Origin of the sequence: Paraburkholderia sp. RL17-380-BIE-A, assembly GCF_046028085.1 — a bacterium.
Taxonomy (GTDB): Bacteria; Pseudomonadota; Gammaproteobacteria; order Burkholderiales; family Burkholderiaceae; genus Paraburkholderia.
This window is the reverse complement of the sequence record NZ_JARESQ010000035.1, coordinates 1-21,634: the sequence shown is the minus strand read 5'-3', so window position 1 is coordinate 21,634 and position 21,634 is coordinate 1. Positions and strand designations below refer to the sequence as shown.

The 21,634-nt window shown below is 64.2% G+C and carries 19 protein-coding genes; 14 read left to right on the top strand and 5 right to left on the bottom strand.

Going from position 1 to position 21,634, the window contains the following annotated elements:
* Window positions 1–130: 130 nt before the first annotated feature.
* Window positions 131–2,569 (bottom strand): ATP-dependent DNA helicase RecG, encoded by a 2,439-nt coding sequence (gene recG / locus P0D68_RS35110; RefSeq protein WP_408301078.1) that lies wholly within the window; start codon window positions 2,567–2,569, stop codon window positions 131–133.
* Window positions 2,570–2,717: 148 nt separating this feature from the next.
* Between recG and queA the strand changes: the two genes are divergently transcribed.
* From queA to secF, 5 genes are all read left to right on the top strand, one after another.
* Complete coding sequence (queA, locus tag P0D68_RS35105) at window positions 2,718–3,776, top strand: tRNA preQ1(34) S-adenosylmethionine ribosyltransferase-isomerase QueA (RefSeq protein ID WP_091796693.1); 1,059 nt, start codon at window positions 2,718–2,720, stop codon at window positions 3,774–3,776.
* A 109-nt stretch (window positions 3,777–3,885) separates the two neighbouring features.
* Window positions 3,886–5,100: a tRNA guanosine(34) transglycosylase Tgt gene (gene tgt / locus P0D68_RS35100; RefSeq protein WP_408301080.1), complete on the top strand. Its 1,215-nt coding sequence runs from the start codon at window positions 3,886–3,888 to the stop codon at window positions 5,098–5,100.
* Between the two features lie 210 nt (window positions 5,101–5,310).
* Window positions 5,311–5,640 carry a preprotein translocase subunit YajC gene (yajC, locus tag P0D68_RS35095; protein ID WP_013587151.1) on the top strand — a complete coding sequence of 110 codons (330 nt, stop codon included), beginning with the start codon at window positions 5,311–5,313 and terminating at the stop codon, window positions 5,638–5,640.
* A gap of 118 nt (window positions 5,641–5,758) precedes the next feature.
* Window positions 5,759–7,831, top strand: a complete 2,073-nt coding sequence (gene secD / locus P0D68_RS35090) for a protein translocase subunit SecD (RefSeq protein ID WP_408301082.1) — start codon at window positions 5,759–5,761, stop codon at window positions 7,829–7,831.
* A gap of 18 nt (window positions 7,832–7,849) precedes the next feature.
* Window positions 7,850–8,800 (top strand): protein translocase subunit SecF, encoded by a 951-nt coding sequence (secF, locus tag P0D68_RS35085; RefSeq protein WP_091796696.1) that lies wholly within the window; start codon window positions 7,850–7,852, stop codon window positions 8,798–8,800.
* A 133-nt stretch (window positions 8,801–8,933) separates the two neighbouring features.
* Here secF and P0D68_RS35080 read toward each other — a convergent pair whose 3' ends face one another.
* From P0D68_RS35080 to P0D68_RS35065, 4 genes are all read right to left on the bottom strand, one after another.
* A complete protein-coding gene (locus tag P0D68_RS35080; RefSeq protein WP_408301084.1) occupies window positions 8,934–10,211 on the bottom strand; it encodes an MFS transporter in 1,278 nt (425 codons plus the stop codon).
* A gap of 278 nt (window positions 10,212–10,489) precedes the next feature.
* A complete protein-coding gene (locus P0D68_RS35075) occupies window positions 10,490–11,059 on the bottom strand; it encodes a YceI family protein (RefSeq protein WP_091796697.1) in 570 nt (189 codons plus the stop codon).
* Between the two features lie 67 nt (window positions 11,060–11,126).
* On the bottom strand, window positions 11,127–11,690 hold the full coding sequence (locus P0D68_RS35070; protein ID WP_091796698.1) for a YceI family protein: 564 nt from the start codon (window positions 11,688–11,690) through the stop codon (window positions 11,127–11,129).
* A gap of 8 nt (window positions 11,691–11,698) precedes the next feature.
* Entirely contained in the window at window positions 11,699–12,259 is a 561-nt protein-coding gene (locus P0D68_RS35065; protein WP_091796699.1) for a cytochrome b, read from the bottom strand.
* On the opposite strand from P0D68_RS35065, the gene P0D68_RS35060 reads away from it, so the two are divergent.
* The 9 genes from P0D68_RS35060 (at window position 12,258) to P0D68_RS35020 (ending at window position 21,531) form a co-directional block, all read left to right on the top strand.
* Entirely contained in the window at window positions 12,258–12,467 is a 210-nt protein-coding gene (locus tag P0D68_RS35060; RefSeq protein WP_408187554.1) for a hypothetical protein, read from the top strand. The two genes, P0D68_RS35065 and P0D68_RS35060, sit on opposite strands and share 2 nt — an antisense overlap.
* Before the next feature lie 217 nt (window positions 12,468–12,684).
* A complete protein-coding gene (locus P0D68_RS35055; RefSeq protein ID WP_408301087.1) occupies window positions 12,685–13,446 on the top strand; it encodes a paraquat-inducible protein A in 762 nt (253 codons plus the stop codon).
* A gap of 7 nt (window positions 13,447–13,453) precedes the next feature.
* Window positions 13,454–14,128, top strand: a complete 675-nt coding sequence (locus P0D68_RS35050; protein ID WP_408301089.1) for a paraquat-inducible protein A — start codon at window positions 13,454–13,456, stop codon at window positions 14,126–14,128.
* Window positions 14,121–15,779, top strand: coding sequence for a PqiB family protein (locus P0D68_RS35045; RefSeq protein ID WP_091796702.1), 1,659 nt, complete (start codon window positions 14,121–14,123; stop codon window positions 15,777–15,779). Before P0D68_RS35050 ends, P0D68_RS35045 begins: the two co-directional genes overlap by 8 nt.
* Entirely contained in the window at window positions 15,776–16,525 is a 750-nt protein-coding gene (locus P0D68_RS35040) for a PqiC family protein (protein WP_408301091.1), read from the top strand. Before P0D68_RS35045 ends, P0D68_RS35040 begins: the two co-directional genes overlap by 4 nt.
* A gap of 1 nt (window position 16,526) precedes the next feature.
* On the top strand, window positions 16,527–18,701 hold the full coding sequence (locus P0D68_RS35035; RefSeq protein ID WP_408301093.1) for a site-specific recombinase: 2,175 nt from the start codon (window positions 16,527–16,529) through the stop codon (window positions 18,699–18,701).
* A gap of 130 nt (window positions 18,702–18,831) precedes the next feature.
* The gene (locus tag P0D68_RS35030) at window positions 18,832–20,124 is read left to right on the top strand and encodes a THUMP domain-containing class I SAM-dependent RNA methyltransferase (protein ID WP_408187549.1); all 1,293 of its coding nucleotides are present in this window, start codon (window positions 18,832–18,834) and stop codon (window positions 20,122–20,124) included.
* 218 nt (window positions 20,125–20,342) lie between these two features.
* Window positions 20,343–20,726, top strand: a complete 384-nt coding sequence (locus P0D68_RS35025; RefSeq protein WP_091796706.1) for a VOC family protein — start codon at window positions 20,343–20,345, stop codon at window positions 20,724–20,726.
* A 64-nt stretch (window positions 20,727–20,790) separates the two neighbouring features.
* A complete protein-coding gene (locus tag P0D68_RS35020; RefSeq protein WP_408301095.1) occupies window positions 20,791–21,531 on the top strand; it encodes a helix-turn-helix transcriptional regulator in 741 nt (246 codons plus the stop codon).
* Window positions 21,532–21,634: the final 103 nt, after the last annotated feature.

Below are 21,634 nucleotides of genomic sequence, written 5' to 3'. Positions count from 1 at the left end.
CCGCGGCAAAGAAAGTAGGTGCCGCCCCGCACAGGGGCAACGCTAATGGACCACGAAGAATTCAAGGAAAGGCCAACAAACCCCAAAGCGGGCCACAAACGCGCCGCGCAGGCAAAAAAAACCACCAACCTCACGCCTTCAAATACTGCTCCCGAGCCCCCAGCCACCTGGCCAGATGCTGCACCACCACCTCGGGATACTTCTCCAGCAAATCAGCCGCCGCCTCCCGCGCAGGCTCAATGAGCCACTGATCATTCTCAAGATCCGCAAACCTGAGCATCGCCGCACCCGACTGCCGCGCCCCCAAAAACTCCCCCGGTCCGCGAATCTCCAGATCCCGTCTGGCGATCTCAAACCCATCGGTCGTCTCGCGCATAGTCTGAAGCCGCGCGCGCGCAGTCATCGACAAAGGCCCCGTATAAAGCAGCACACAAACCGAAGCCGCACTCCCACGCCCCACCCGCCCACGCAACTGATGCAATTGCGCAAGCCCAAACCGCTCGGCATGCTCGATCACCATCAACGACGCATTCGGCACATCCACGCCCACTTCGATCACCGTCGTGGCCACCAGCAACTGCACCTCGTTGCGAGTAAACGCATCCATCACCGCCGCTTTCTCAGCCGGCGCAAGTCGCCCATGCACGAGGCCGACCTTCAGCTCGGGCAACGCGGCCACCAGCGTTTCATAAGTCTCGACCGCGGTCTGCAACTGCAAGGTCTCGCTTTCCTCGATCAGCGGACACACCCAGTACACCTGACGCCCCGTCAACGCAGCCTCGCGCACGCGCCCGATCACCTCCTCGCGCCGCGCGTCGGACACGAGCTTGGTCAGGATCGGCGTGCGCCCGGGTGGTAATTCGTCGATGGTCGACACGTCGAGGTCGGCGTAATACGTCATGGCGAGCGTGCGGGGAATCGGCGTCGCCGACATCATCAGTTGATGCGGCTGGAAGTCACGCGCGCCGTCGGCGGCGTTCTGCGCCTTGGCGCGCAACGCAAGCCGCTGCGCCACCCCGAAACGGTGCTGTTCGTCGACGATCACGAGCCCAAGCCGCGCGAATTCGACCGCGTCCTGAATGATCGCGTGCGTGCCGATCACGAGTTGCGCCGTGCCGAGCGCGGCGGCTTCGATCGCGGCGCGCTTTTCTTTGGTCTTCAGACTGCCGGCCAGCCACGCGACGCTCACGCCAAGCGGCTCCAGCCAGCCACGTAATTTGCGCGCATGCTGTTCGGCAAGAATTTCGGTCGGCGCCATGAGCGCGGCCTGATAGCCGGCGTCGATGGCCTGCGCCGCGGCCAGCGCGGCGACGATTGTCTTGCCGCTGCCGACGTCGCCCTGCAATAGCCGCTGCATCGGATGCGGCTGAGTCAGGTCGAGCGCGATCTCGCCGCCCACACGCTCCTGCGCCGCCGTCAGCGAAAACGGCAACGCCTTCAGCAAGCGCGCGACCAGCGCGGATTCGTCGCCCAGCTTGCGACGCGGCATGGCCGGCGCCGCGCGCGTGCGGCGCTCTTCGTGTGCGCGCTTGAGCGACATCTGCTGCGCGAGCAGTTCTTCGAACTTGATGCGCACCCAGGCCGGATGCGTGCCATCGATCAACGCCGTCTCATCGGACTGCACACCCGGATGATGCAGCGTGCGCACGGCCTCCATCAGCGACGGCACGCCGAGCGGCTGCAACCACGTGCGCGCAACGGCCTCAGGCAACAACTCCGGCAATGACGTACGCGAAAGCGCGTTATCGATCGATTTGCGCAGATAGGCCTGCGTCACGCCCGCCGTGCTCGGATACACCGGCGTCAGCGCCTGCGGCAGCGGCGTGTCTTCGTCGACCACGCGCACCGCCGGATGCACCATCTCCATGCCGAAGAAACCGCCGCGCACGTCGCCGCGCACCCGCAGCCGCGCGCCGATCGCCATCTGCTTGACCTGCGAGCCGTAGAAGTTCAGGAAGCGCAGCACGAGTTCGTCGCCGGCGTCGTCATGCAGCTTCACCAGCAACTGACGGCGCGGACGATAGGCAATCTCGTTGTCGAACACCACGCCTTCGGTCTGCGCAATGCCGCCCGGCAGCAGATGCCCGATCGGCGTCAGCGAGGTCTCGTCCTCGTAACGCATGGGCAGATGCAGCACCAGGTCGATGTCGCGCGTGAGGCCGAGCTTGGCGAGCTTGTCGGCGGTTTTTTCGGCGGGCTTGGCGGAGGGCTTGGCGGAAGATTTCGCAGCGGCCTTGGGTCCGGACTTGCCGGCAGGTTTGTCGCCGAATATGCCGGCGGATTTGTCGGCAAGTTTGCCGGCGGACAGCTCGGCAACGCTGTCGGCGTGCGCGCCGCCAGATGCGTCAGCGAGCTTGCCTACGCGTTGCCCGCTAATTTCGTCGATGGCCTTGCCGTCCGATTCATCGCGTTGTCGCGCGGCTTTTTCAGCGCTCAACTCGACATCCGCGCCAACACCCTGGCCCGCGTCGCTCCCCGCCGCCACCGCCTTGCCTCGCGAGACGCGGCGCCTGGGTTCGGCGCTCACTTCATCGGCAACGGAGGGCAATCGGCGGTCGGACAAAGGCATGGGCTGCTTCGCAAGTACAATATCGGCTGTCAAAGGGTTCGCCGCCATACGGCGCGCGCTCTCGCGGGCCGCTCCGGCGTCCCGCAATCATAGCCGCCCGGCTCCGGCTTCGGCTCAATTCAGTCTCAATTCGCTTCCAGTCGTTCGCATGTTGACGCTTTCCGATTTCGATTTCGATCTGCCCCCCGAGTTGATCGCCCAAGTCGCGCTGCCCGAGCGCAGCGCCAGCCGTCTGCTCGAGGTGAACAATCCGGCCGACGCCACCGGCGCGGCGCGCCTGATCGACCGCCGCTTTGCCGAGTTGCCCGAGTGCATCGCGCCCGGCGATTTGCTTGTCTTTAACGATACCAAAGTCCTGAAGGCGCGGTTCCTCGGCCAGAAGGCCAGTGGCGGCAAGATCGAAGTGCTGGTGGAGCGCCTCACCGGCGAGCGCACAGCGCTCGCGCAGATTCGCGCGAGCAAGAGCCCGCAGCCCGGCACCACGATCCGGCTGGCGGATGCCTTCGACGTCACGATCGGCGAACGCGTCGAGCCGTTCTACACGCTGCATTTTCCGGACGACTGCCTGACGCTGATCGAACAGTTCGGCCGTCTGCCGCTGCCGCCGTACATCGAGCACGATCCCGACTCGACCGACGAAACCCGCTACCAGACAGTGTTCGCGCAAAATCCCGGCGCGGTCGCCGCGCCCACAGCGGGCCTGCATTTCGACGAGGCGCTGCTCGCACGCCTCGACGAAAAAGGCGTGCAGCGCGCGACGCTGACGCTGCACGTCGGCGCGGGCACGTTCCAGCCGGTGCGGGTGGAAAACCTCGCCGAGCACAAGATGCACAGCGAGTGGTATCACCTGCCGCAAGCGCTCGCCGACCAGATCGCGGCGACGCGTGCGCGCGGCAACCGCGTGATCGCGGTGGGCACGACCTCGATGCGCGCGCTCGAAGCCGCCGCGCGCGACGCCGAAGCCGCGGGCCGGCCGCTTGCCGCCGCCAGCACGGAAACCGACATCTTCATCACGCCGGGCTATAAATTCCGCGTGGTTGACCGGCTAGTGACCAATTTCCACTTGCCCAAGTCGACGCTGCTGATGCTGGTGTCGGCCTTCGCCGGCGTTGAAACCATTCGCGAGGCTTACCGCCATGCGATCGAGCAGCGTTACCGCTTCTTCAGCTATGGCGACGCGATGCTGCTCACCCGGCGCGACGTTTGAGCCCAAGACCAGCCGTTTAAAATTCGCAGTTCCAGGAGCCGCCGAGAACCCTTCCGGCGGCATTCATTATTTGCGCCGGACTGTTTTCCGGTAGCACAGGAGTTATTTCATGACCGACGGTCACACCGTTAGCACGCGTGCCGATCACGGCGCTTATCTCGGCGACCACGTTCGCCCCGAAAACGGCCTCAAATTCGAACTGCTCGGCACTGACGGCCAGGCCCGCCGCGGCCGCGTCACGCTGAATCACGGCGTGGTGGAAACGCCGATCTTCATGCCGGTCGGCACGTACGGGACCGTGAAGGCGGTGCAGCCGCGCGAGCTGGAGGAAATGCACGCGCAGATCATTCTCGGCAACACTTTCCATCTGTGGCTGCGCCCAGGCCTTGAAACCATCGAGGCGCACGGCGGCCTGCACGGCTTCATGGGCTGGAAAAAGCCGATCCTGACCGATTCGGGCGGCTTCCAGGTGTTTTCGCTCGGCGATCTGCGCAAGATCACCGAAGATGGCGTGACGTTCGCGTCGCCGATCAACGGTGACAAGCTGTTCCTGTCGCCCGAAGTGTCGATGCAGATCCAGAAAGTGCTGAATTCGGACATCGTCATGCAGTTCGACGAATGCACGCCGTACGCGACCAATAACGTGCCGACTTCGCACAAGGAAGCGGCCGATTCCATGCGCATGTCGATGCGCTGGGCGCAGCGCTCGATCGACGAATTCAACCGCTTGGCCAATCCGAACGCGCTGTTCGGCATCGTTCAGGGCGGCATGTTCGAAGACCTGCGCGACGAGTCGCTGGCAGGGCTCGCGGAGAAGGATTTCCACGGTCTGGCGATCGGCGGGCTGTCGGTCGGCGAACCGAAAGAAGACATGATGCGCGTCTTGAACCACATCGGCCCGAAGCTGCCGGCCAACAAGCCGCACTATCTGATGGGCGTCGGCACGCCGGAAGACCTGGTGGCGGGCGTCGCCGCCGGCGTCGACATGTTCGACTGCGTGATGCCGACCCGCAACGCGCGCAACGGCTGGCTTTTCACGCGGTTTGGCGACATCAAGATCCGCAACGCCACGCACAAGAATTCGCTGCGCCCGCTCGACGAGCAATGCGGCTGCTACACCTGCCGAAATTTCACTCGCGGCTACCTGCACCATCTGCATCGTGTAGGGGAAATCCTCGGTGCGCAGTTGAACACGATCCACAACCTGCACTACTACCTCGAACTGATGCAGGAAATTCGCGATTCGATCGACGCGAAAATGTTCGAGCCCTTCCGCAAACGCTTTCACGAGAACCGCGCGCGCGGCACCGCCGAGGCGCCGTGACGGCGCGGGGACCGCGGATTCAGCGGAAGAATCCGTCGGCCTCGCCGGGAAAACCTTACAATTAACTTTCGCGAACGGCGCTAAAAACGGCAAACCAGCCTTTAAACGGTTGATCCCAAAGCCGATTCGCCGCGCCGACGCGCGTCAGGCCGGTGGTAGAATAACCGGCTGATTTTTTTGATCGTTTTGACTTATAACGGAGAGACCAACGTGTCGTTCATTTCCAATGCCTTCGCCCAAGGCACCGCAGCAGGTGGCGTTGAGTCGAACCTGATGAGCTTCCTGCCGCTGATCCTGATGTTCGGCGTGCTGTACTTCATCATGATTCGCCCGCAAATGAAGCGCCAGAAGGAACATCGCAACATGCTCGCCGCCATGGCCAAGGGCGATGAAGTGGTGACGAATGGCGGCATCGTCGGCAAGGTGACCAAGGTGGGTGAAGCTTACGTCGGCGTCGAGATCTCGGAAGGCACGGAAATCACCGTGCAAAAAGCGTCGGTCACGACGATTCTCCCGAAGGGCACGATCAAGTCGCTGTAAGGCCTGCTCTCTCGCGTCCGGCGCGGCCTCGCCGGCGATCCATGCAATCCAGCGCTGAATCGCCCGCGCTCATCGCCGGACGCATCGCTTCCAAGCCAACCTTCCCGTTGGACCACTCATGAATCGTTACCCCCTCTGGAAATACGCCGTGATGCTGGTGGCTCTGGTCATCGGCCTCGTGTACACGCTGCCCAACCTGTTCGGCGAAGCGCCGGCGGTGCAGGTGTCGAGCGGCAAGGCAACGGTCAAGCTCGACTCGACCACGCTGTCGGCTGTCGAAGCCGCGCTCGCCGCGAATCAGATCAAGCCGGACGACGTCACGTTCGACAACGCGTCGACCAACGCGAACATCCGCGTGCGTCTGCCGGACACCGACACGCAACTGCGCGTGAAGGACCTGCTGCAGAAGTCGCTGAACAGCGACCCGACCGACCCGCAGTTCATCGTGGCGCTGAATCTGCAAAGCGCGTCGCCGCGCTGGCTGACCGCCCTGCACGCGCTGCCGATGTACCTCGGTCTCGATCTGCGCGGCGGTGTTCACTTCCTGCTGCAGGTCGACATGGCCGGCGCGCTCAACAAGAAGCTCGACTCGGACGCTTCGGACGCGCGCACGCTGCTGCGTGACAACAATATCCGCGACGGCGGCGTGAACCGCGTCAACCAGACGGTGGTGATCAATTTCGCCGACCAGGCGAGCGCGGACAACGCATCGAAGCAACTGAGCCGCAGCATCAGCGAACTCCAGTGGGCCTCGCAAGCGAGCCCGGACGGCAGCGTGCAACTCGTCGGCACGTTCACGCCGACGGTGCAGAAAGCCGTGCAGGACGCCGCGCTCAAGCAGAACATCACCACGCTGCATAACCGCGTGAACGAACTCGGCGTGGCCGAGCCGGTGATCCAGCAGCAAGGCTCCGACCGCATCGTGGTCGAACTGCCGGGCGTGCAGGACACGGCGAAGGCGAAGGACATCATCGGCCGTACGGCAACGCTCGAAGCGCGCCTCGCCGATCCGGTCAACACGCATCCGAATCCGTCCGATCCGGTGCCGCCGGGCGACGAGCTGTTCACGCAAGGCAACCAGACGCCGGTGCTGCTGAAGAAGCAGATCATCTTCACGGGCGACCGGATTATCGACGCGTCGGCGGGCTTCGACGAGCACCAGCGCCCGTCGGTCAATATCCGCCTGGATTCGGCCGGTGGCCGCGCGGTGCGCAGCGTGTCGCGCGACAACATCGGCAAGCCGATGGCCATGGTGCTGTTCGAAAAGGGCAAGGGCGAAGTGCTGACGGTGGCGACCATCCAGTCGGAACTGGGCGACCGCTTCCAGATCACCGGCCAGGCCACGCCGCAAGGCGCCGCCGACCTCGCGCTGCTGCTGCGCGCCGGTTCGCTGGCCGCGCCGATGGACATCATCGAAGAACGCACGATCGGCCCGAGCCTCGGCGCGGACAACATCAAGAAGGGCTTCCACTCGGTGGTGTGGGGCTTCGCGGCGATCGCCGTCTTCATGATCGCGTACTACATGCTGTTCGGCGTGATCTCCATGATCGGCCTGTCGGTCAACCTGCTGCTGCTGATCGCCGTGCTGTCCATGCTGCAGGCCACGCTCACATTGCCGGGTATCGCCGCTATCGCGCTCGCGCTCGGTATGGCGATCGACGCGAACGTGCTGATCAACGAACGGGTGCGTGAAGAACTGCGCAACGGCGCGCCGCCGCAACTGGCGATCCAGAACGGCTACGCGCACGCCTGGGCAACGATTCTCGACTCGAACGTCACCACGCTGATTGCCGGTATCGCGCTGCTCGCGTTCGGCTCGGGCCCGGTGCGCGGGTTTGCGATCGTGCACTGTATCGGCATTCTCACGTCGATGTTCTCGGCCGTGTTCTTCTCGCGCGGCATCGTCAACCTCTGGTACGGCGGCAAGAAGAAGCTGAAGTCGCTGGCCATCGGTCAGGTGTGGCGTCCGGATACGGCGCCCGCGGGCTCGGCGGCTTACCTCGGTAGCGAAGACGCCGCGACCGACACGGCGCAAGCCGTCGCCGCGGTCGCCGCCAAGCCGTCGAAGGCGAGAGCTGCGGTCGCGCAGGCTCGCGCCGGCAAGCCGACCGTACGCCGCCGCAACGCGCCGGGTTCGTCGACTACGTCGAATACGTCGAATACGCCGCAGAAACCGGGTTCATCCCGCTGAGTCCCGGAGAACAAGACCATGGAATTTTTCCGTTTCCGCAAAGACATTCCGTTCATGCAGCGTGCGTTGATTTTCAACGCGATCTCGCTGCTGACGTTCCTTGCTGCTGTGTTCTTCCTGCTGCATCGCGGGCTGCATCTGTCGGTGGAGTTCACCGGCGGTACGGTGATCGAAGTGCAGTATCCGGGCGCCGCGCCGCTCGAACCGGTGCGCGGCACGCTGGGCAAGCTCGGTTATGCCGACGCTCAGGTGCAGAACTTCGGCACCTCGCGCGACGTGCTGATCCGTCTGCCGCTCAAGCAGGGCTATACGTCCGCGCAACAGAGCGATCAGGTGATGACCGCACTGAAGGCCGAAACGCCGCAGGTGCAACTGCAGCGTGTCGAGTTCGTCGGCCCGCAGGTCGGCAAGGAACTCGCCACCGACGGCCTGCTCGCGCTGGCCTGCGTGGTGGTCGGCATCGTGATCTACCTGTCGTTCCGCTTCGAATGGAAGTACGCGGTGGCCGGCGTGATCGCGAACTTGCACGACGTGGTGATCATTCTCGGCTTCTTCGCGTTCTTCCAGTGGGAGTTCTCACTCTCCGTGCTGGCTGCGGTGCTCGCGGTGCTCGGTTACTCGGTGAACGAATCGGTTGTTATCTTCGACCGGATTCGTGAGACCTTCCGCCGCGAACGCAAGCTGAGCGTGATCGAAGTGATCAACCACGCGATCACGAGCACGATGTCGCGGACCATCATCACCCACGGCTGTACGCAGATGATGGTGCTCTCGATGTTCCTGTTCGGCGGCCCCACGCTGCACTACTTCGCTCTCGCGCTGACGGTCGGTATTCTGTTCGGTATCTACTCGTCGGTGTTCGTCGCCGCGGCGCTCGCCATGTGGTTTGGCGTGAAGCGCGAAGACCTGATCAAGGACAAGAAGGAACGCAGCGACGCGGACGATCCGAACGCGGGCGCGCAAGTCTGATCCTGTTTTAGCGTCAGACCTCGGAATGCAAAAGGCCGGTTCATGATGAACCGGCCTTTTGCGTTTACCGCCGCCCTGCCTTACCGCCGCGTCGTGCCATGCCCATCCGCGGCGGCAACGGCAAGCGTACGCCTCAGCGGAACCCGAGCTTGCGCCGCGCCGCCATCAGCGCGACGAGGCTCACCACCGCGGCGAAAATCAGGTAGTAACTCGGCGCGGTCTTCGAACCCGTCGCGCTGATCAGCCACGCAATGATGAACGGCCCGAAGCCGCCGAAAATCGTCACGGCGATGTTATAAGCCAGCGACATGCCGGTCGTACGCGTTTGCACCGGAAACATCTCCGAGAGCAGACCTGGCAGCGCCGCGAAATAACCCGTCATCAGAAATCCGAACACGATCTGCATGGCGATCAAGGTGCCGAAAGTCGGATGCGCGACCAGGTACGCGAAGGCCGGGTTGATCAGCACGAGCAGCAGCAACGCCGAGATCAGCATGATCGTGGTGCGCCCGTGCCGGTCGGACAGATGGCCGACCAGCGGCGAGAACACCATCTGGATCACGCCGGTCAGTGCGATCGCCGCGAACGCGACCGAAGGCGCCAGTCCCAATTGCTTCACGCCGAAGGTCGGCATGAACAGCACCAGATACGTCGATACCGTGCCGAGCACCACCACGCCGATCGCGATCAGCAGGCGCAATTTCTGGCTGGTGAAGGTATCGCGCAGCGGCGTCGTGGTCGTTTCGGCAGCGAGGAATTCGGGTGTCTCATCGAGCTTCGTGCGGATGTACCAGGCGACCGGTCCGATGAGGAGGCCAAAGAAGAACGGCACGCGCCAACCCCACGAGGCCATCTGCTCAGGCGAAAGCTTGCCGGTGAGCAGTACACCGAAGCCGGCGGCAAGCAGCGTGGTGAGCCCCTGACTCGCCACCTGCCAGCTCGCGAAAAAGCCGCGCCGCCCCGGCACGTGTTCCGCGAGAAAGGCGGTGGCGCTGCCGAACTCGCCGCCCGCCGAAAAGCCTTGCATCAGACGGGCCAATACAAGAATCACCGGTGCGGCGAGGCCGATGCTCTGATAGGTCGGCAGGACCGCGATGATTAACGTGCCGGCCATCATCAGCAGGATCGAGAGTGTGAGCGCCGCCTTGCGGCCGGCGCGGTCGGCGTAGGCGCCGATCACGATCGCGCCGAGCGGCCGCATGAAGAACGACACGCCGAAGGTGCCGAGCGTGAGAAGCAGCGAGACCGTGTCGTTACCGGCCGGGAAAAACAGCTTTGCGATGACCACCGCGAAAAAACCGTACACCACCAGATCGAACCATTCCAGCGCGTTGCCGATCGAGGCCGCGACCACCGCGCGCCACGAACTTTGCCGGCTCCCCGTGAGGCTTGCTGCTGTCGTTGCGTTCATGCAGATCTCCAATTCGCGCGGAATATTATTCATGTGGGCGTGACGCCCTGAATGCCCGACTGGATGCGCGCACAACCAGTGCGGTGCCTGCGCTCTATGTACCCGAAAAATTAATACGGCGCGAGTGCGAAATTGCGCTATGCCGCTGCATAAGGCTTCCGGCGTCTCAGGCGGCCAATAAAAAACCGCTTCGTCGCCAAAGCGAACGAAGCGGTCTTTTTGTTGCGACGCAACGGTCGTGCGATTCAATACCCGCACGCGGCAGACGCGTTAAGCATTTATTGCTTGATGCCTTCGGCCTGGATATGCAGCTTGGTATCCATATTGAAGCCGTACTTGGCGCCGAAATCCATGCCGTAGTCAGCGCGGTTGAAATGGGCGCTCGCTTCCACGCCGCACACTTCGCGCTTAAGCACCGGATGCGGCATGCACTTGAACGACTCGATCTTCAGATTCAGCGGCTTGGTGACACCGTGCATCGTCAGATTGCCGATCACTTCGACCGGCTTGTCGCCGTCGAACTTGATCTCGGTGCCCTTGTAGGTTACCGAAGGATATTTGGCGACGTCGAACAGCGCATCCGTCTTCAGATGCTCGTCGAGCTTGCTGTTGCCGGTGTCGATCGAAGCGGGATCGACCGTCACGTCGACGGTACCGGTTTTAGCCGAACGGTCGAGCGTGACCGTGCCGGAGCTCTTGGTGAACTTGCCGCGCCACACCGAAAGACCGCCGAAGTGATCCGCCTCGAAGCTCGGATACGTGTGGGTCGGGTCGAGCTGATAGGTATCGGCCGCCGCGAACGCGCCCAATGAGAAAGAAGAAGCGAGCGCGCCGATGGCGATCAACATGGATGTTTTCAATTCGTGCTCCTAGGTTCCAGAAAAAAGCTGCCCCGCCCGAGCGGCGCGGCGAACGTCACTTATGTGCTGCAACGATATGAAACTTGATGACCACTTCGTCGGCGACCACCGAGGTGTCTTTCCATTCGCCGGTGCCAATATCGAACTGCGAGCGCTTGATCGGGAGTGAACCGTCGAAGGTTTGCACCGCGCCCTGCTGGGACACGGTGACCGGCACCACCACGGTCTGTGACTTGCCCTTGATGGTCAGCTTGCCGGTCACCTTGAACTGGTTGCCGCCGGCCGGCGCAATCGCGCTCGAGACAAAAGTGGCGCTCGGATACGTCTTCGCGTCGAACCAGTCCTTGCCGCGCACCTGGTCGTTGTAGCTTTCGTCGCCGAGATCGTAGCTGGCCACGTCGATGCTGAACTGCGCACTGCCGTCGGCCGGTTTTGCCGGATCGAACTTGACCTGCGCGGTGAATTTACCGAATTTGCCTTCCACCGGCACATTCATCTGTTTCGACGTGGCCGTCACCGAACTCTTCGCGACGTCGACTTGCGCCATGGCGCTGCCGGCCACGGTCAAGGAGGCCGCGGCAAAGGCGGCGAGCATGTAGCGATAAAACGAAACCTTCATGGTTGTCCTTATTTGAGGAAAGGGAGCATGCGCGAAAGCAGGCCGTCGCGATCCAGCCATTGATGCTTGAGCGCGGCCGCGACGTGCAGCGCGACGAGCACGAGCAGGGTGTAATTCAGCGTGATATGTACGTTCTTCAGCAGTTCCTTGAGGTGCGGGTCCGGCGCGATCAGGCGCGGCAGCGGAATCAGCCCGAGGTACACCACCGGCACGTTGGCCGCCGAACTATAGAGGTAGCCCGAAGCGGGAATCGCGATCATCAGCACGTACAGCAACACATGTACGAGATGCGCCGCGCCACGCTGCCAGACCGGCATGCGGCGGGGCATCACGGGCGCCGCGTGCGTGGCGCGCCACAGAATGCGCAGGACGGCGAGCGCGAATACCGTCACGCCGATCCACTTGTGCCACGAAAAATACTTCAGCTTGGTGGGCGTGAAGCCCGGGATATCGGTCATCACCCAGCCGAGCGCGAAGCCGCATACGATCAGCAGCGCGATCAGCCAATGCAGGGCAATGGCAGTCGGCGAATACGATTCCCGGCTACTGAATGAAGGATTGAGTGCCATGACAGGTCAACGCAAGCTAAGAGAGGTTAACGGCGCAGTCCGCGTGAATATTCCGGATGCCGATGCGCAAGGCATCGGTTCATCTGAACGGACAATGCCTGCGGCGACACGCGCCAAGGCGGCCATGCTACCCGAACCGGAAAAAACTGGCAGAGCGTTGCCGGAGGCCACCCACGCGGAGTTTCAGCGCCCATGCCGCACGCATTGAACAATTAGGGACGGAGGCTGTCAGAGCTAGACGGATGCAATGTAGGATTAACCGCCCGCCGTCGTGCGCCCTGGCTCACAATCGTCACAATCCGACCTCGGCGCAACAGCCGGTGCGACGGCGGGGCGCCTTTGGTACTATTGCTCCACACTTTCATCAGACCTGCCAAAGAAACGGGCATTGCACGCTTCCCCTCACACTGTCAGCCCTTTGCCCTATGGAACATGACAACCTGATCGCGTGCCATGAGTGCGATACGCTGTTCCACAAACCCCGGCTTGTCGGGCGCACGCTCGCGCGCTGTCCGCGCTGCGGGGCTACGCTTTATCGCGGCGTCTCCCGCAAGCTCGACGCCATCAGCGCCATGACGCTGGGCGCGCTGATCACCTTCCTGATCGCGCAGGGCTTCCCGATCGTCGAACTCGAAACCAACGGCATCACGTCGCAGACCACGCTGTTCGGCGCGCTCGTCGCGCTGTGGGACGAGGACATGCAGATCGTCGCGGTCATGGTGTTCTGCTCGACCATCCTGTTCCCGCTGACCGAACTCGTCGCACTGCTCTATGTGCTGATTCCGCTACGCGCCGGCTATGTGCCGCGCGCCTTCAACCGGGTGCTGCGCGCCATTCAATTCGTGCGCCCGTGGGGCATGATTGAAGTCTTCATGCTCGGGATACTGATCACCATCGTGAAGATGGTGAGTCTCGCGCGCGTGATTCCCGAGGCGGCGTTGTTTGCGTTCGGCGTGCTCACTCTGATGCTCGCCGTGGTGGTCACGTTCGATCCGCGCATTCTGTGGGACCTCGCCGACGAACTGGGCGCCCGCGACCAACGGCCGCTGCCGCGCACTTCCGCCGACAGCGCGGCCGCCGCCGTCAACTCGGTCGCCGGACCGCCCGCTCCGCCAGACGTGCGTGGCGCGGAGCCGACCGCGTTGCCGCCGGTGCCGCCGGCGCCGCCGGTGCCACGTCGAGGATGAGCACGCCATGAAATACATCACCGCGAGACGCGCGGGCCTCGTCAGTTGCCACGCGTGCGGACGCGTCGAGCCGCGCATTCGCTCCGTCACGGCGCAGCACTGCTCACGGTGCGGCGCGCACCTTCACTCGCGCAACCCCGACAGCCTGATGCGCACGTGGGCGCTGCTGATTGCCGCCGCGCTGCTGTATATTCCCGCGAACCTGCTGCCGGTGATGCACACGGCGTCGCTGCTCGGCTCCGAAGACGACACCATCATGAGCGGCGTCGTCTATTTCTGGACCTCGGGCGACTGGCCGCTCGCGGTGATCGTGTTTATCGCCAGCATCATGGTGCCGATGCTCAAGCTGAGCGTGCTGGTGCTGCTCACCATCACGGCGCAGCGCCGTTCGCGCTGGCGGCCCGACCAGCGCATCACGCTTTACCGGATGGTCGAGCGGATCGGGCGCTGGTCGATGCTGGACGTCTTCGTCGTCACGCTGACCGTCGCGCTGGTGCGTTTCAAATCGCTCGCCGTCATTACGGCCGGCCCGGGAGCGATCGCCTTTGGCTCGGTGGTGATTCTGACCATGCTGGCCTCCATGCAGTTCGACCCACGGCTCATCTGGGATCACGTGGAAGGCAGCGTGCAAGGCGGCGTGAAGCGCAATACCCAAAAACCTCAGGACCTCAAACATGACTAGCCCGCAAGAACCGACGCCCGCCTCCGATGCGCCGCGCAACGATTCGAACGGACCGAAGCTGCCGCCCCAACTCCCAGACCCGGAAATCGAACCGCGCAGCCGCTGGCTGCCGTCTCTCGTCTGGGTGATTCCGCTGATCGCCGCGCTGATCGGCATCGCGCTCGTAATCAAATCGGTCACCGCGAAAGGCCCGACCATCACGATCAGCTTCGTCAGCGCCGAAGGGCTCGAACCGGGCAAGACCAAGGTGAAGTACAAGGACGTCGACGTCGGCTCCGTGAAGACCATCACGCTGTCGAAAGATCTGTCGCACGTGCTGGTGCAGGTGCAGTTGACCAAGGAAGGCGAAGACTTCGCGGTCAAGGATTCGCGCTTCTGGGTGGTGCGGCCGCGCGTCGGCGCGAGCGGCGTGTCGGGTCTCACCACGCTGCTCTCGGGCGCGTATATCGGTGCGGACGCCGGGCACTCGCCGGATACCGAGAAGGACTTCGTCGGCCTTGAAACGCCGCCGCCGATTACCGGCGACCAGAAGGGTCACCAGTTCGTGCTGCACGGCGACTCGCTCGGCTCGATCGACATCGGCTCGCCGATCTTCTACCGGCGCGTGCAGGTCGGCCAGGTGGTCGGCTTCTCGCTCGACAAGGACGGCACCGGCGTGACCATGCAGGTCTTCGTGTCCGCGCCGTTCGACCAGTACGTCGGTACCAATTCGCGCTGGTGGCATGCGAGCGGCGTCGATCTGCGGCTCGATTCCAGCGGCTTCAAGCTGAACACGCAGTCGCTCGCCACGGTGATCGTGGGCGGCCTGTCGTTCCAGTCGCCGCCGGGGCAAGGCGTGGGCGCGCAGGCGCCGAACAACATGACCTTCCGCCTCGGTTCGGATGAAGCCGATGCGATGCGCGAGCCGGACGGCGTGCCGCTGCGCGTGGTGATGAACTTCAACCAGTCGCTGCGCGGCCTGTCGATCGGCGCACCGGTCGATTTCCGCGGCATCGTGCTGGGGCAGGTGACCAACATCGGCATCGACTACGACCCGAAGACGCGCAGCTTCACCATGCCAGTGACGATGAACCTCTATCCGGACCGCCTCGGCAGGCGCTTCCGCGAAACCGCGCCGGCACCGGGCAGCCTCGCGGGTCAAACCATGCTGCAACAGCTCGTCAAACACGGTTTGCGCGGCCAGTTGCGCACCGGCAATCTGATTACGAGCCAGTTGTACGTGGCGGTGGACATCTTCCCGAAGGCGCCGCCGGCAACCGTCGACGTGGCGAGCGATCCGCTCGAACTGCCGACCATTCCGAACACGCTCGACGAGTTGCAGCTCCAGGTCGCCGACATCGCGAAGAAGCTCGACAAGGTGCCGTTCGACCAGATCGGCAACAACCTCAACAGCGCGCTGAAGAATGCCGATCAGCTCTTCACGCGACTCGACAAGGAAGTGGTGCCGCAGGCCCGCGATACGCTCGCGGCGGCGAAGCAAACCTTCGGTTCGGCCGAGGCGACATTGCAGCAGGACTCGCCGTTGCAGTCCGATGTTCATCAGGCGCTGCAGGAACTGACGCGCACGTTGCAGTCGCTCAATGCGCTGTCGGATTATCTGGAGCGCCATCCCGAATCGCTGTTGCGCGGTAAAACAGGAGATAAACCATGATGTTTGCCCGGCTTCCTCGCCCGCCGCGCGGGTTCGCGCGCGGCGCCGTTCTTGCCGGCGCTCTGGCCGGACTGGTGACGCTCGCGGCGTGCTCGTCGCCGTCGAGCCGCTTTTATACGCTGGGAGCGGATAGCGCTGCTGGAGCCGCCGCGCCGGTCAGCGCCCGGACGGCGGCTGCGCCCGCGTGGCTGATCGAAGTCGCGCCGATCGACGTGCCGCCGCAGGTGTCGAAGAATCAACTGGTCGTGCAAACCGGACCGACGCAGGTCAAAGTGCTCGAGGAAGAGCGCTGGGCCTCACTGCCCGGCGACGAGATCCGGCGCGCGTTGTCGACGAGTCTGACGCAGCAGCTCAACACGATCGACGTGTTCGGCACCGCGCACCCGGATGCCACGCCGGTGTATCGGATCAGCATGAATGTGCAGCGCTTCGAGTCATGGCCGGGTTCACATGCGTTGATCGACGCGGTGTGGAGCGTTCGCGCGGTACGCAGCAACACGGTGATGACGTGCCGCAGCGTGGTCAGCGAACCGGTGAGCGGCGGGTATGACGCGCTGGTCGACGGGCATCGGCGCGCGCTGCAGCGGATTTCCGCGCAGGTGGCTTCGGCGGTACAGGCCATGGCTGCCGCTGCTCCGCAAGGTCAAGGCGCCAAGGCGACCTCTTCTTCGGCAAAAGGAGCGACTGTGAGCGCGGCAGTGCCGGCGTGTCCTTCAGCGGACAGCGCTGCGGGAGCCGGCGCCTGAAGTGTTCGACTCGCTCAAACGACTCATCAGGAAATGGCGCGCTTCGCGCGACGGCGGTCACCAGCTCGATGCGCTGCTGGCGATCGCCGACCGCACTGCCCCCTATCCGGAGCGCAGTGAGTGGCTGATCGAGCTCGCTCACTGGATTCGCCGGGGCCGCGTGGTCCAATCCGGCGCCACCGCTGAAGACACCGCTAGCCACTCGATCCCTGCGCACACGCGAATCCGCTACCTCCTGCATGTGCTGGATCGCAATCCCGTCTGGAAGGCCAACGTCGCCGGCATTCTGCGTGCTCTGCTGCGCGAGAGCGACGGCCTTTCGCTGCTGTGCGACGCCGGCATGCCCGTGCATTCGGGCTTCTTCGGTGCGCTGTTCGAGCGGCTCGAAGCAGCGTTGATTCCGCCCGCGCCGAACCGGCGCGACCTCACCGCGATCGTCACGCTCATGTTCAGCTCGGAGCGGGACGCCGAATGGATCGGCGCGCTTCCCACCGATCTGCTGATCCGCATTCACGCGCTTTTCGACTACGCGGCGGACGAAGACGAACAACGCGACGCCACGCCGTTTTCGCTCGACCTGCTGGCCGCGCTGCATAACCTGACCTGCCAGATCAGCTCGACGGGCCTGTCGCAAACCGTGCGCAGCCGTTTGGGCGGAGCCGATCCGGACGAGCACGGCTTCGATCACGCGCACCGTGGACGCGACGGCCATGACGCCCACGAGGCCAGCGACATGCGCGTCGCGATGGAAAAGCAGCCGTTCTACCGGCTCACGCGTGCGATGCTCGCCGTCGAAGCCGCGCATCAGGCGTTCGTGGCGGGCGCCCCGCAAGACCCGCTGCTGCACGAGGTCAACTATCTGCGGCTGCTGCTCGACGAATGCCGCGGCGCGACCGACAACGTCTTCGCGCACCTCTATCGCAACGGCGTGAGCGTCGACATCGTGTTCCAGGTCGAACGGATGCGCATGCGGATCGTGCGCGCCGAGCATCTGCTCAATGCATGGATGGCGCACGACGATCCGCACGCCGGCGCGCGTCTTACCGCCGAACTCGTCGACGCGAATCATGCGAGCCAGAGCGTCGCGCATCTGATGCGCAGCAACTTTTCTCTGCTGGCGCGCAAGGTCGTCGAATACAGCGCCGATACGGGTGAGCACTACATCGCCCGCGATCGCACCGAATATCTGAAGATGCTGCGCATGGCGGCCGGCGGCGGCCTCGTCACCGTCGTCACGGTGTGCGTGAAATTCGCCATTACGGGCGCGCATTTTCAGGCGATGTTCGAAGGGCTGCTCGCCGGCATCAACTACGCGGCCAGCTTCCTGCTGATGCACTTTCTGCATTTCTCGCTCGCCACCAAGCAGCCGGCCATGACCGCGCCGACGCTCGCGCGGGAACTCGACGGTGTCGGCACGCCGGCGGGCGTCGACAGTTTCGTCAGTTCGGTGACCGCGCTGATGCGCACACAGGCCGCCGCGGTACTGGGCAACGTGCTGCTGGTGTTCCCCGTGAGCCTCGGCGTGCAACTGCTGTGGCACGCGCTGTTTCACGCCGACATCATTTCACCGGCGAAGGCGCACGCCACGCTGCATTCCTTCTCGCTCTGGGGGCCCACGCCGTTCTATGCCGCGTTGACCGGCGTGCTGCTGTGGTCGTCCAGCCTGCTCGCGGGTTGGGCGGACAACTGGTTCGTGCTGCATCGCGTCGCCGACGCCCTCGCCTACAACCGCCGTCTGCGCCTGACGCTCGGCGCGGCCGGCGCCAACCGGATCGCACGGTTCTGCCGCGCGAATGTGGCCGGAGTCGTCGGCAATATCACGCTCGGGCTGATGCTCGGCCTGGTGCCGGCGATTCTCACCGCGTTCGCGTTCTCCTTCGAAGTGCGGCACGTAACGCTCAGCGCCGGTTCGATCGGCGTCGCGCTCGGCGTGCTCGGCAAGGACGCGCTGAAGCTGCCGGAGTTGTGGTGGGCAGTGGCGGGTGTCGGCAGCATGGCGATACTCAATGTGGCGGTGAGTTTCGCGCTCGCCTTCTATATGGCGGTGAAATCGCGCGACTTGCGACGCAACGCGGTGCGCTCGCTGCGCGGCGCGATCTGGCAACGGGTATTCCGGCATCCGCTGGAGCTGGTCTGGCCGGCAAAAACGGCCAACGCGGCCCGCGCAGTCCGCTAGCGGCTCGCGCCGGCAAGCGCTCGCCGCGCCGCCGCGCAAGCGGGCGCGGCTTGCCGCCAGACGATCGCGCATGGCGGCTCAGCCCGACCGCGTACAATAGCGCCTTATTCAACGCCTTCCGGCAACCTCAATGTCCTTCGATTTCTTCCTCCCTTGCCCACGCGGCCTTGAAGCCTCGCTCGCGGCTGAACTCGCCGAAATTGCCGCCCAGCACCTGAACGGCGCGCCGTTCACGGCCGGCGCACAAGTGCCGGGCGGCGTGCATTTCCGCGGAGGCTGGGCTGCCGGCATGGCCGCCAACCTGTATTCGCGCCTCGCGAGCCGCGTGCTGCTGAAAATCGCGCATCGCCCGTATCGCAGCGAGCAGGACATTTACGCGCTCGCGGTTGAACAGCGTTGGGAACAGTGGTTCTCCGCAAACGAAACGCTGCGCGTGGACGTCACCGCGATCAAATCGCCGCTGCGCAGCCTGGAATTCACCACGCTGCGTGTGAAAGACGCGATCTGCGACCGTCTACGCGAAGTCAGCGGCGCGCGTCCGAGCATCGACACCGCCATGCCCGACGTGCGCGTGTTCGCGTTTCTTACCGCCACCGACTGCACGCTGTATCTCGACACCTCGGGCGATCCGCTCTTCAAGCGCGGCTGGCGCCTCGACAAGGGCGCGGCGCCGCTGCGCGAGAATCTGGCCGCGGGCATTCTGCGTCTGACCGGCTGGACCGCCGGCACGCCGCTGTACGACCCGATGTGCGGCAGCGGCACGTTCCTCGCCGAAGCCGCGCAGGTGGCGCTGAAGATCGCGCCGGGCGCGGAACGCCGCTTCGGCTTCGAAAAGCTCAAGCAATACGAGGCCAAGACCTGGCAAGCGCTCAAGGCCGCCGCGCTCGACGCGAAACATGCCGCGCGTAGCTCGCGTGCCGATCTGCAGATCTTTGGCAGCGATATTTCCGGCGACATGCTCGACAAGGCGCGCGCCAACTTCCAGCGTGCCGGCCTGCCGTCAATTCCGCTCAAGCAGATCGACGCGCGCAACATGACGCCGCCCAGTTCCGCCGCAGGCATTCTCGTCGCCAACCCGCCCTATGGCGAACGGATCGAAGTGCGCGGACGTAACGCGCGCGGCGAGCTACGCGAAGGCCGCGGCAATCGCGAGAGCCGCGAAGATGAGGGCTTTCGCCGCGCTCAGGAAGAAACGCCGGATAGCGAATTCTTCCATTCGCTCGGCGACGCGCTCAAGCAACGCTTCACCGGTTGGCATGCGTTTATCCTGACGTCGGATCGCAAGTTGCCGGGACAGTTGCGCCTGCGTGAATCGACCAAGACGCCGCTCTTTAACGGCGCGCTCGAATGCCGCCTGTTCCGCTTCGACCTGATCGCGGGCAGCGTGCGGCAACGGCCGCAAACCGATACGCCGGCGGCTTGAGACCTATCGTTTCCAGCACCGCTGCAAGGCGATAAAAACCGCGAGCCGTGAACCGGCCTCGCGGTTTTTTTTCGCCTGCCGTGTGCTTTAGCCCCGCCACTTCTTTGCTCGCTCCTGCCACCCCTACTGACACCACGCTGTCAGTAGCACCCCCGCACACTCCCTCTCACGCCATCCGGCGCTTTGCACGGCTTACCCGCCATCCATAGGAGAGTGACATGTCCGCAGCATCCAAAGTTGTTGCATGGTTCGAGATTCCGTCCGTCGATTTCGATCGCGCCGTTCGTTTCTACGAAGCCGCGCTCGACGTCAAACTGAACGTGCAGGACATCGGCGGCCAGCCGATCGCCGTGTTCGGCTATGAAGAACCGGCCACCGGCGGCGCGATCGTCCACAGTCCGTCGATGACGCCGACAGGCGACGGCGTGCTCGTCTACCTGAACGCGCAGCCGACCGTCGACGCCGTGCTCGCGCGCGTCGAAAAAGCCGGCGGCAAGACCGACGGCCCGGTGATCAAGCTGCCGCAAGACATCGGCTATATCGCGTTCTTCACCGATACCGAGGGCAACCGCCTCGGCCTGCATTCGCGGACCAACGGTTAAGCAACTCGACGTCCGTGCGCGGCGGCCGCCACGCGCCACGCACGGACGCTGACCGGAGCGCGGCATGCGGCGCTATCATCGCGGGACTGTCCCCGTCCTCTTCTACACAACGCCCACGATGACGCGCCGCGCCGACCGCCTGTTCCAGATCGCCGAGCTGCTGCGCGGACGGCGTCTGACCACCGCGCAGCAGCTCGCCGACTGGCTCAACATCTCACTGCGCACGGTCTATCGCGATGTACGCGATCTGCAACTGTCAGGGGTGCCGATCGAAGGCGAAGCCGGCATCGGCTACCGCTTGAGCCGCACGGCGAGTTTGCCGCCGCTCACCTTTACCGCCGACGAACTGGCCGCGCTCGCCGCGGGCGCGCGCATGCTCGAATCGTGGGGTGGCGCCGGCTTCGCGGGCGGCGCGCGCGGGGCGCTCGCCAAAATCGCCTCGGCCATGCCCGCCGACAAACGCGCGGCGCTGGAAAGGCTGGCCGTCTTCGCGCCGTCGTTTCACATCAAAGGGGATTTTTCCGCGCAACTCGACGCGCTGCATCGCGCGATCGACACGCGGCACGTGGTGAGCTTTGCTTACGTCGATGTGAACGGCGCGGCGACCGAGCGCCGTGTCTGGCCGCTTGCGCTCGCCTACTGGGGCGCGCGCTGGACGCTCGGCGCATGGTGCGAACTGCGCGGGGATTTCCGCAATTTCGGACTGGAGAAGATCCAGAATCTTCAGGTGCGCGAACAGTATCCGGATCAGGAAGGCAGACGGCTTGCGGATCTGTTGCGGCATGTGAATGCGAAGCCGAAGTGACGATCGCGGTTTGCCGTGGCGAGGCAAACCGCGAAATCATTTCAAGCCGCTTTACTCAACCGCTTTCACCATATCCTCGATCACCTTCTTCGCGTCGCCGAAG